We start from the raw sequence: 10,488 nt of genomic DNA, 5'->3' as shown, positions 1-10,488 counted from the left end.
CAAGGATGCGGGCAAGCGGGAGATCAGGTGTGGGCGTAGCGCCCTTGCGCGCCGTGGACGCCGTCCTTGAGACTGCCTTCGATGCCAGCGCGAGCTGGTTCGGCCTCGGCCCGCTGCCGTGCGACGACGGCCCGCTCGATGGCGCTGGCCTGTTCAGCAGGTTCGAACCGTTCCCAGCCATCGCGGCCCAGTTTCTCCATGGGGCGGAAGCGCACCTTGTATTGCATGCGCTCGGACCCTTCGACCCAGTAGCCGAGATACACATAGGGCAGGCCGACCTGCCCTGCTCGCTGGATATGGTCGAGGATGATGAAAGTGCCAAGCCCGGACCGCGTCTCGTGTTGTGGATCGTAGAAACTGTAGATCATCGACAGACCATCGCCCTGCTCGTCGGTCAGACAGGCCCCTACCAGTCTGCCCTGCGAACCGTCCGTGGTCGGCTCCCTGTATTCGATGACGTAACTCTTGACCGGGGTGTGTTCCACCATGTCCGCGAAGTCCATCTCGTCCATGGCAGCCATCCCCCCGCCCGGGTGACGCACGGCGAGATAACGCTGCAACAGCTCGAACTGTTCCGGCGTGGACCAAGGTTTGCAGACACTTACGACAAGATCGCGATTGCGCTTCCAGATGCGCTTTTGCGTGGAGGAGGCCTGGAAGGCTTCGGCGACGACGCGGACCGAGACACAGGCCGAGCACTCGATGCAGCTGGGGCGATAGGCCACGGTCTGACTGCGGCGGAAACCGATGCGGCTGAGCGCGTCGTTCAGCTCATCGGCGTTGCCGCCCTTGAGCTCGGTGAACACCTTCCGCTCGCTCCGGCCCGGGAGATAGGGGCACGGCGCCGGGCTGGTCACGAAGAAGCGCGGGAAACGGACGGGCGCGGTCACGGCGAGGCATCGGCTCCTGACGCCGAGCTATCCGGCGTGTCAGCAACAAACATGCCCCACCGGAAGCAATCGTAAAAGCCCATTAACTACGTTGTCCTGCACAAAATCGCGCCATTTCCCCACCGGAATGGCGATTTGTGCACCGGCGAGGCGGCGAGTCCCCCGACAGGACAGGCCTCCTCCCAAAAGTTAACGCCCCGGACGGCCCGCCGGGTCAGCCGATCTCGACCTGTTCGAGATCGTAACCCTTGGCGCGCAGGCCCGCGACGAGGCGGTCGATCTGTTCGCGATCGCGCGCCTCGCACTCGATTTCCGCGGTCAGGCCCTTGGCCGGGAGCGAGGTGAAGATGCGCTGGTGCCAGATCTCGAGGATGTTGACCTGGTGGCGGTTGAACTCCTCGACCACCTTGAACAGCGCGCCGGGGCGGTCCTGCAGGGTGATGCGCAGGCGGCCGAGGCGGCCCGAGCGGGCAAGATCGCGCAGCAGCACGTTGGCGAGGAGGCGCGTGTCGATATTGCCGCCGCACAGCACGATGCCGACCTTGCGTCCGGCAAAACGCTTCTTGTGGGTCATCACCGCGGCAAGACCGGCTGCGCCCGCGCCTTCGACGACGGTCTTTTCGATCTGCAGCAGCACGGCCACGGCGCTTTCGAGCGCGGCTTCGCTGACCAGCACGACGTCATCGACGATCCGGGCGAGGACCTTGGAAGTGAATTCGCCCGGTTCCTTGACCGCGATGCCTTCGGCCAGCGTATCGCCGCCGCAGGGCAGTTCGAGGTGCTTGAGCCTGGCATACATCGACGGGAACAGCTGCGCCTGCACGCCGACGAGGCCGATGCCCGGCTTGATCCCGCGCGCGGCGGTGCCCATGCCCGACAGCAGGCCGCCGCCGCCGATGGGCACGACCAGCGTCTCGATCTCGGGCGCATCCTCGAGCATTTCGAGCGCGACGGTGCCCTGCCCGGCGGCCACGCGCGGATCATCGAACGGGTGGACGAAAGTCAGGCCGAGTTCGCCTTCGAGCTTGCGCGCGTGGGCATAGGCCTCATCGAAAGTCTCGCCCTCGAGCACGACCTTGCCGCCGACCGACTCGGTCTGCATCACCTTCACCGTCGGCGTGGTGCGCGGCATGACGATGGTGACGGGCATGCCGAGACGGGTGCCGTGATAGCTGAGGCCCTGAGCGTGGTTGCCGGCCGAAGCGGCGATCACGCCGCGCGAACGCTGCTCCTCGGTCAATTGCAACAGGGCGTTGAGCGCGCCGCGCTCCTTGTAGGCGGCGGTGAACTGGAGGTTTTCGAACTTCAGCCAGATGTCGGCGCCGGTGATGTTGCTGAGCGTCTTGCTGTAGAGCGTGGGCGTGCGCACCACCTGGCCCGAAATTCGCTCTGCCGCCGCACGGACATCGGCGAGGGTCAGCAGGGAATCTCCCTGCTCGGCGGGCTTGAGCGCTACGTTTTCCATGGCCGCGCCCTAACGGAAAGCGGCCTCCAAGAAAACCTCAAGCTTTGGCGGATTCAGTGCGGACGCCGCCAATCATGCGCAATGCGGTGACCGGGATCAGCGCAACGAGGATCGCGGCGCTGTCTGCCACCCAATCGCGCCAGTCCGAGTCGCGGTGGAGGAAGGGGATCATCTGCACCACTTCGATGCCGGCACCGATCAGCGAGAGCCACAGCGCCGCCCGCACCAGCGAGGCTTTGGGCCAGCCGACGCCGGCCAGCAGCGAGAGCGTGAAGAAGGCGAGCATATGGGCGAACTTGTCGCCCAGATCGTCGATCGGGAGGCTGGGCGGCTTGGGCAGCACCGCCATGACCAGCGCGAAGGCCAGTGCCGGCCAGAAGGTGAACCGGGCGACGCGGGAGAGGAGATCGGTGAAGCGCTGCATCGCGGCAATCTATGGTGCAGTGCACTGACGGTGGCAAGCCGGTGTGCAGGCTATGGCACTGCCCGTGAAACCGGATATGAATGCGCACATGAGCGAACAGACATCGGCATCGACCGGGGCAGCCGCCGCCCCCGCAAACGTTTCCTTCCTTGGCCTTGGCGTGATGGGCGGCGCGATGGCGCGGCATCTCGGCAAGGCAGGGCACACCCTGACGATCTACAACCGCACCACCGCGCGGGCCGAAGCCTGGGCGGCGGCCAACCCGGGCCTTGCCGTGCGCATCGCCACGAGTCCGGCGGAAGCGGCGGAAAGGGCCGATGCGGTGATCACCTGCGTCGGCAACGACGATGACCTTGCCGACGTGGTGCTCAGCCCCAACGGCGTGTTTTCGACGCTCAAGCGTGGCGCGCTCTATATCGATCACACCACGGTATCGGCGCGGATAGCCCGCCAGATCGCGGTCGAGGGGCGCGACAAGGAACTGCTCTGCGTCGATGCGCCGGTAACCGGCGGTCAATCGGGCGCCGAGGCGGGGACGCTGGCGATCATGTGTGGCGGCAGTGCCAAGGCGGTCGATGCGGCGCGCCCGATTCTGGCCGCCTATGCCAAGCGCGTGGTTCATGTCGGCAAATCCGGCGCCGGGCAGACGGCGAAGATGGCCAACCAGATGTGCATTGCGGGCGCGCTGGCAGGGCTGTCCGAAGCCATCCGCTTTGCCCAGATCGCCCACCTCGACATGGACAAGGTGTTCGAGGCGATCTCGGGCGGGGCGGCGCAGAGCTGGCAGATGGACAACCGCTTCCACACCATGGCCAAGGACGAGTTCGACTTCGGCTTTGCGGTCGACTGGATGCGCAAGGACCTTGGCCTCGCCATGGACGAAGCGCGGAACCTGGGGGCGAGCGTGCCGGTGACGGCGCTGGTCGACCAGTTCTATGTCGACGTGCAGGCGATGGGTTACGGGCGCGAGGATACTTCGGCGCTGATCCGCCGGTTGCCGCGCCGGACGAAGAAGGCGTGAGGCGCGCTGCCTTTGCCGCAGCGCTGCTGCTCGGCCCTTCGACCGCGGCCTGGGCCGACACGCTGATCGACAACGTGCGCGGCACGACGGTCGGCGCGAACGGTCAGGTGGAGCAGTTCACCGGGCTGCTGTTCGACGATGCCGGCACGATCAAGCGCGTGATCCATGCGGGCGACAGGAAGCCCCGCCCGCGCAAGGAGTACCAGTACCACCTCGACGGTCAGGGCCGCGTGATGCTGCCGGGGATGATCGATGCGCATGTCCATGTGATGGACATCGGCTTTGCGGCACTGAGCCTTGATCTGTCCGACACGACCTCGCTCGCCGATGCGTTGAACCGGATTGCCAAGTTCAGCGCCGAACACCCTGATCGGCCATGGATAATCGGGCGCGGCTGGAATCAGGAGACATGGCAGCTGGGGCGGTTTCCGACGGCAGCCGAGCTTGACGCGGTGACAGGCGGCAGGCCGGTATGGCTGCAGCGGGTCGACGGGCACGCGGGATGGGCGAACAGCGCCGCGCTCAAGGCGGCGGGCGTGACCGCAGCGACGAAGGACCCGGCGGGCGGCAGTCTTGATCGGGCGCCTGATGGCTCGCCGCGCGGCGTACTGGTCGATGCGGCGATGGAACTGATCGACGCCAAGGTCCCTGCTCCGCGGCCCGAAGACCGCGATCTCGCGCTGGCCAATGCCCAGCAGATCCTGTTCAAGCGCGGCATCACTGCCGTGGCCGACATGGGCACGGGCATCGAGGACTGGCAGGCTTATCGCCGTGCGGGCGATGCCAACAGGCTCTATGTGCGGATCATGGCCTATGCGCGGGGCCCTGAGCAGATGGTCCTGATCGGCGGGCCCGGCCCCTCGCCCTGGCTCTATCAGGACCGGCTGCGGCTGAACGGGGTGAAGCTCTATGTCGATGGCGCGCTGGGATCGCGCGGGGCGTGGCTGAAGGCGCCATATGCCGATGCGCCGGAAACGCGCGGGCTGCCGCAGTTGAACCAGACCCAGCTCGGCAACCTGATGAGCCGCGCGGCGATGGACAACTTTCAGGTGGCCGTTCACGCCATCGGCGACGAGGCCAATGCCACCGTGATCGGGGCGATCACCGACCTTTCGGAAACCTACAAGGGCGACCGGCGCTGGCGCATCGAACATGCCCAGATCCTCGATCCCAAGGACATCGCGCGGTTTGCGCGGAGCGGGGCCATCGCCTCGATGCAGCCGGTACACCAGACCTCCGACCGGGTGATGGCCGAAGCGCGGCTTGGGCCGGAGCGGCTGGCGGGCGCTTACGCGTGGAAGTCGCTGAAGGCGGCGGGCGTGCGGCTGGCGTTCGGATCGGACGCGCCGGTTGAGGTGGCCGATCCGTGGGCCGGGCTTGCCGCTGCGATGAGTCGGCAGGGGCCGGACGGGCAGCCGGAAGGCGGATGGCAGCCGCAGGAGCGCGTTTCGCCCGCCGAGGCGCTGGCGGCCTATACCGCCGATGCGGCCTATGCGGGCTTTGCCGAAGGGAAGTTCGGGCGGCTTGCGCCGGGCCTCAGGGCGGACTTCGTGCTGGTCGATACCGATCCGCTCACCGCAAATCCGGCACAGGTCAGGGCGACCAAGGTGCTGGAAACGTGGATTGGCGGGGGCAAGGTGTGGTCGGCCGAAAATGGGCTGGAAACCGGAACGCCATCAACGCGTTAGGGTGCCGACGCGGAAGGCTTGAGGGGGCGATCTTTCCGGATGCTGCCCTTGGGCTGCGTCGCGGAACCCGCCCTCTCACCCACGGTTTCGCGAGTCTTGCGAGGCTCTGATTGCCGAGTACCGAAACGGGGGCCGTGTGTGCCCCCGTTTCCTTTTACGGGAGCAGCGGCGGGGTCTCGCCCGCAGGAAGCGCGGCGGCTTCGGCCTCTTCCTCGGCGCGGCGCTTGGCATCGGCGCGCTCGGTGAAGCGCATCAGCAGCAGCGTGCCTTCGAACAGGAACAGCAGCGGGATGGCGAGCATCAGCTGCGAAACGACGTCGGGCGGCGTCGCCACGGTGGCGACGGCGAAGATCACGACGATCGCATAGCGGCGCGCCTTGACCAATTGGTCGCGGCTGACGATCCCGGCGCGGTTGAGCAGCATCAGCAGCACCGGCAGCAGGAAGCTGATCCCGAAGGCGAGGATGAACTGCATGACGAGGCTGAGGTAATCGCCCGTCCCCGGCAGCGCTTCGAGTTGCAGCCCGCCCTTGTTGCCTTCGAAACCGAGGAACCACTTGAAGGCGGTCGGCATGACGATGAAGTAGGCGAGACTGGCGCCAGCGGTGAACAGCACCGGCGTGGCGAAGAGGAAGGGCAGGAACGCCTTCTTCTCGCGCGCATAGAGGCCCGGCGCGACGAAGGCCCAGAGCTGGTTGGCGATGACCGGGAAGCTGACGAAGAACGCCGCGAACATCGAGACCTTGAGTTCAACGAAGAACGCTTCGTAGAGCTTGGTATAGATCAGCTTGCCCTGCCCCGGCGGGAAGGCGTGGACCAGCGGCCGCGCCAGCAGCGCGAAGATGTCGTCGGCGAAGTAGAAGCTGATCGCGAAGGCAATGGCCAGCGCATAGACGCAGCGCAGCAGGCGCGTGCGCAGTTCGAGCAGGTGATCGAGCAGCGGGGCCTGCGTCTCGTCGATGTCGGAGATCATGGCAGCGGCGCTTCCGGCTTGGGCGCGTGAGCCACCTTCTCTTCCGGCGGCATCGGCCCGATCATCACCGGGTCAGCGGGAGCATCCGATGGGAGCGGGTTCGGGAAGGGATCGTTCTGGTCTTCGGCTGCAGCCACGGTCTGCCCTTGCGCAGCGGCGGCTTCCTGCGCCGCCGTCTCGCGCATGATGCGCTCGTTCTGTTCCTTCCACTTGCGCTCCATCTCCTCCATCTCCGCCTCGCGGATCATGGTCTCGATCCCGGCCTTGAAGTGGTTGGAGACGCGGCGCATTTTCGCCACCCAGCGGCCTGCGGTGCGCAGGGCGAGCGGCAGGTCCTTCGGGCCGATCACGACGATCGCCACGATGACCAGCACCAAAAGTTCGGACGCGCCGATGTCGAACACGGCCCTGTCGCCTTGTCAGGAGGGCTTACTGGGCCTGGTCGGTCGAGGTCGGTGCGGGCGCGGGGGCCGCCGGGGGAACCTGCTGCTGCTGGATCTGGGCGGGCGGCGGGGTCACCGGCTTGTTGTCCTCATCGTTCATGCCCTGCTTGAAGCTTTTGATGCCCTTGCCGAAATCGCCCATCATCTCGGAAATGCGGCCACGGCCGAACAGGATCAGCACGACCAGCGCAAGCACGATCAGGTGCGGAAGGGAAAGACCACCCATGTTACCAACTCCTTTGCGTGCCCTAGATAAGGGTCGCGCGCCCCACTTGCCAGTTTTAACGTGAACTCAGTCTGAGTTGTCTTCGCCAGACGGATCAATCGCCCCCGTGTCCGCATCGTCGCCCCCCGTCAAGACGGCAAACGCCTCTTCGACAGGATCGAGCAGGCCTGCAGCGCGCAATTCCTCGATTCCGGGCAGGTCACGGCGCGAAGAAAGGCCGAAATGCGTGAGAAATTCGGGGCTTGTTGCATAGATCGTCGGGCGACCGGGGACCTCGCGGCGTCCGGCAATACGTATCCAGCCAGCCTCGAGCAGGACGTCCAGAGTGCCCTTGGCGGTCTGCACGCCGCGAATCGCCTCGATCTCGGCGCGGCTGACGGGTTCGTGATAGGCGATGATCGCCAGTGCCTCGGTGGCGGCGCGCGACAGGCGGCGCGGCTCTTCCTTCTCGCGGCGCAGGAGATGGGCGAGATCGGCGGCGGTCTGGAAGTGCCAGCGACCACCGCGCTCAACGAGATGGATGCCGCGTCCTGCGTAGGTTTCGGCCAGTCGTTCGAGCACCGGGCCGACCGCGGCGCCTTCGAGATGCGCGGAGATTTCCTGCTCGGTCATCGGCTGTTCGGCGGCGAACAGGGTGGCCTCTACCGCGCGTTCGAGATCGTCGGGCTGTCCGGTCATGCGCGCGCAGCTCTCAGCATAAGTGGTCCGAAGGCGTGGTCCTGCGCGATCTCTGCCCTGCCCTGCTTGGCAAGTTCGAGCGCGGCGAGGAAGCTGGAGGCGAGCGCCGACTTGCGCAGTTGCGGATCGGCATCGAGCGGCAGGAAGGCGCGCAGGTCGGTCCAGTCCATCGCCACGCCGAGCATCTTCGACACGCGCGCCAGCGCGGCGTCGAGCGTGACAACCGCGCGTTCGCGGACCATGTGGACGACCGGGCGGTTGCGGTGCTTGATCGCGCCATAGGCCTGGATCAGCGAGAACACATCGCACTGCCACAGCGCCTTGCGATCCACGCGCAGGCCTTCAGGCGCGCCACGCAGGAACACGTCGCGCCCGGTGCGGTCACGCCCCATCAGCCGTGCGCCGGCCTCACGCATTGCGCCGAGACGCTGGAGGCGCAGTTGCAGCTTGAGCGCGAGTTCCTCGGGGCTTGGCTGCACTTCGGGATCGCGCGGGAGCAGGAGCAGCGACTTGAGGTAGGCGAGCCATGCCGCCATCACCAGATAGTCCGCCGCCAGTTCGAGCTTCAGCGCCTTCGCCCGCTCAATGTAGTCGAGATACTGGCCGACCAGTTCGAGGATCGAAATGGTGCGCAGGTCCACCTTCTGCCGCCGCGCCAGTTCGAGCAGGAGGTCGAGCGGGCCTTCCCAGCCATCAAGTTCTAGGTAGAGCGCGGCATCGCCGGTGGGTGCGCTGGCAATGCCTTCCCAGGCCGCGTCGCCGTCAAACAGGGCCGGTTCGACGACGTCGGCCATCAGGCGAGTTCCAGCAGCCGGTCGCGCGTGGCGAGGAGCGCGGCTTGGGCGGACGTATCGGCAGGGCCTTCGAACGTTGAGGTGTCGGCCAGAGCGCGTTCAAGGCGTTCGGCGGTCTTGGCGCTCATCGGCGCGAGGCCCTGGGCAATGCCGATCATGTCGTCCATCTTCGCCCAGCAGTTGAGCGCGATGTCGCATCCCGCCGCCTGCGCCCGTACTGCGCGTTCGGGCACGGTGCCGCCCAGCGCCTGCATGTCGAGATCGTCGGTCAGCAGCAGGCCGTCGAAGCCGATCTGCTTGCGCATGACCTCACCGATCACGAAAGGCGAGAGGGTGGCAGGGTTTTCGGCGTCCCACGCAGTAAAGCGCAAGTGGCCGGTCATGGCGATGGGCGCGTCCTTGAGCGCGCGGAAGGGGGCGAGGTCCTGCTCGAGTTCCTCTGCGCTGGCGGTGACGAGCGGGGTTTCCTTGTGGCTGTCGACCATCGAGCGGCCGTGGCCGGGCATGTGCTTGACCACGCCCGCGACGCCTGCCCGGGCGAGGCCATCGAGCGTGGCGCGGCCCAGCGCGGCGACGCGCAAGGGTTCGGAACCGAGCGCGCGATCGCCGATCACGTCGTGCGCGCCGGGCTGGCGTACGTCGAGCAGGGGGAGGCAATCGACGCTGATGCCGACTTCGGCCAGGTCCAGCCCGAGGGCATGGGCATTGGCGCGCGCGGCTTCGATCGCGCTGGCGGGGGCGACGTCGTAAAGCCGGTCAAAGCGTTCGCCGGGCGGATAGGCTGCCCACACCGGCGGTTTCATCCGGGCGACGCGGCCGCCTTCCTGATCGATGCAGATGAAGGTGCGGTCCCGTCCGTGCAGCGCGCGCAGTTCGTCGGTCAGGGCGCGGACCTGGGCGCGGCTTTCGACGTTGCGGCCGAACAGGATGTATCCCGCCGGGTCCGCATCGCGGAAGAAGGCGCGCTCGTCATCGGTCAGGGTCAGGCCGGAAAGCCCGAAAATCGCAGGCAACATGGCGGTGAGGTGCGCGAAATGGCGCGGCTTTGGCAAGGGTTTGTGCGGTGAAGGTGGGGGAAAACGGGACCCTCTACCTCCCCCAGATCAGTTCAGCGCTTCACCTGGCACTTCAACCCGCCCGCCTGGAGCGTTGCACAGAGCGCGCTGGCCGAGGCAAGATCGCCCGCCACGGCCTGCAGGCGATAGACGGTGCCGATGTCGGCCTTGCCCTCGATCACGCGGTGCGAGAGCCCCTTGAGGGCTTCGTGGTTGGCGACGAGCTTCTGCCAGCCGGCCTCTGCCGCAGCGTTGGACGAGAACGCGCCGACCTGCACACCGACGCCGCTGACGGCGGCTGCCTGAGTGGGCTTGGGTGCGGGCGTTGCGCCTGCGCTCGGCTTGGCCGATGGCGTGGGCGACGGGGCGGCCGCCGCCGGGGTTGGCGAGGCGGAGCCTGCAAGGTTGGCGACGGGCTTTTCGCCTTCGCTGACCGTGAAGCTGGAATCGCCAGTGCCTGCGAAAGTCTTGCCGCCGGGGTCCTTGGGCACGACCTTGTAGGGTTCGCGGCTGGCCTCGATCAGGCTGCCGTCGGCATTGGCCGGGCCGGTGGTGCGGTTGCTGGCATACCAGATGCCACCGACCAGCGCGGCGAGGACGACGAGGCCCATCACCGCAAAGCCGATCAGGCGACCGTTGCCGCTGTCCTCATCCTCGCCATCAAGATCATCAGCGCTTTCGAGCCAGGGGAGGCGTTCCTCGTCGCCCAGGGCGAGGCGATCACCGACGGGTTCGGCCATCTCGGCAGAGACGTCGAACGGCTTGCCCGGTTCGTCGTCCCACGAATTCTGCCCGTTTTCGCCGTTCATGCCTGCCCTGCCCTGTTTGACG

At 66.9% G+C, this 10,488-nt stretch carries 12 protein-coding genes; 2 read left to right on the top strand and 10 right to left on the bottom strand.

Annotation, left to right across the window (positions count from 1 at the left end):
• Positions 1 to 23: 23 nt before the first annotated feature.
• The 3 genes from I2488_RS06795 to I2488_RS06785 form a co-directional block, all read right to left on the bottom strand.
• On the bottom strand, positions 24 to 890 hold the full coding sequence (locus I2488_RS06795) for an arginyltransferase (RefSeq protein ID WP_196275031.1): 867 nt from the start codon (positions 888 to 890) through the stop codon (positions 24 to 26).
• Positions 891 to 1,104: 214 nt separating this feature from the next.
• The gene (locus tag I2488_RS06790; protein WP_196275030.1) at positions 1,105 to 2,355 is read right to left on the bottom strand and encodes a threonine ammonia-lyase; all 1,251 of its coding nucleotides are present in this window, start codon (positions 2,353 to 2,355) and stop codon (positions 1,105 to 1,107) included.
• A gap of 37 nt (positions 2,356 to 2,392) precedes the next feature.
• Complete coding sequence (locus I2488_RS06785) at positions 2,393 to 2,779, bottom strand: VanZ family protein (protein ID WP_196275029.1); 387 nt, start codon at positions 2,777 to 2,779, stop codon at positions 2,393 to 2,395.
• A gap of 88 nt (positions 2,780 to 2,867) precedes the next feature.
• Between I2488_RS06785 and I2488_RS06780 the strand changes: the two genes are divergently transcribed.
• On the top strand, positions 2,868 to 3,800 hold the full coding sequence (locus tag I2488_RS06780; RefSeq protein WP_196275028.1) for an NAD(P)-dependent oxidoreductase: 933 nt from the start codon (positions 2,868 to 2,870) through the stop codon (positions 3,798 to 3,800).
• Positions 3,797 to 5,488, top strand: coding sequence for an amidohydrolase family protein (locus I2488_RS06775; protein WP_196275027.1), 1,692 nt, complete (start codon positions 3,797 to 3,799; stop codon positions 5,486 to 5,488). Before I2488_RS06780 ends, I2488_RS06775 begins: the two co-directional genes overlap by 4 nt.
• Positions 5,489 to 5,642: 154 nt before the next feature.
• Here the strand turns inward: I2488_RS06775 and tatC are convergent, their stop codons facing one another.
• From tatC to I2488_RS06740, 7 genes are all read right to left on the bottom strand, one after another.
• On the bottom strand, positions 5,643 to 6,461 hold the full coding sequence (tatC, locus tag I2488_RS06770) for a twin-arginine translocase subunit TatC (RefSeq protein WP_196275026.1): 819 nt from the start codon (positions 6,459 to 6,461) through the stop codon (positions 5,643 to 5,645).
• A complete protein-coding gene (tatB, locus tag I2488_RS06765) occupies positions 6,458 to 6,865 on the bottom strand; it encodes a Sec-independent protein translocase protein TatB (RefSeq protein ID WP_196275025.1) in 408 nt (135 codons plus the stop codon). The genes tatC and tatB overlap by 4 nt, the downstream gene beginning before the upstream one ends.
• Before the next feature lie 25 nt (positions 6,866 to 6,890).
• The gene (locus I2488_RS06760; RefSeq protein ID WP_196275024.1) at positions 6,891 to 7,130 is read right to left on the bottom strand and encodes a twin-arginine translocase TatA/TatE family subunit; all 240 of its coding nucleotides are present in this window, start codon (positions 7,128 to 7,130) and stop codon (positions 6,891 to 6,893) included.
• 66 nt (positions 7,131 to 7,196) lie between these two features.
• Positions 7,197 to 7,808, bottom strand: a complete 612-nt coding sequence (scpB, locus tag I2488_RS06755; RefSeq protein ID WP_196275023.1) for an SMC-Scp complex subunit ScpB — start codon at positions 7,806 to 7,808, stop codon at positions 7,197 to 7,199.
• Positions 7,805 to 8,602, bottom strand: a complete 798-nt coding sequence (locus I2488_RS06750; RefSeq protein ID WP_196275022.1) for a segregation and condensation protein A — start codon at positions 8,600 to 8,602, stop codon at positions 7,805 to 7,807. Before I2488_RS06750 ends, scpB begins: the two co-directional genes overlap by 4 nt.
• On the bottom strand, positions 8,602 to 9,618 hold the full coding sequence (gene nagZ, locus I2488_RS06745) for a beta-N-acetylhexosaminidase (protein WP_196275021.1): 1,017 nt from the start codon (positions 9,616 to 9,618) through the stop codon (positions 8,602 to 8,604). Before nagZ ends, I2488_RS06750 begins: the two co-directional genes overlap by 1 nt.
• Positions 9,619 to 9,710: 92 nt before the next feature.
• Positions 9,711 to 10,466, bottom strand: a complete 756-nt coding sequence (locus tag I2488_RS06740; RefSeq protein WP_196275020.1) for an SPOR domain-containing protein — start codon at positions 10,464 to 10,466, stop codon at positions 9,711 to 9,713.
• Positions 10,467 to 10,488: the final 22 nt, after the last annotated feature.

The organism is Novosphingobium jiangmenense (genome assembly GCF_015694345.1).
In the GTDB taxonomy this organism is placed as follows: Bacteria; Pseudomonadota; Alphaproteobacteria; order Sphingomonadales; family Sphingomonadaceae; genus Novosphingobium; species Novosphingobium jiangmenense.
Note: the sequence above shows the minus strand (reverse complement) of the source record. Positions and strands in the feature narration are given on the sequence as shown.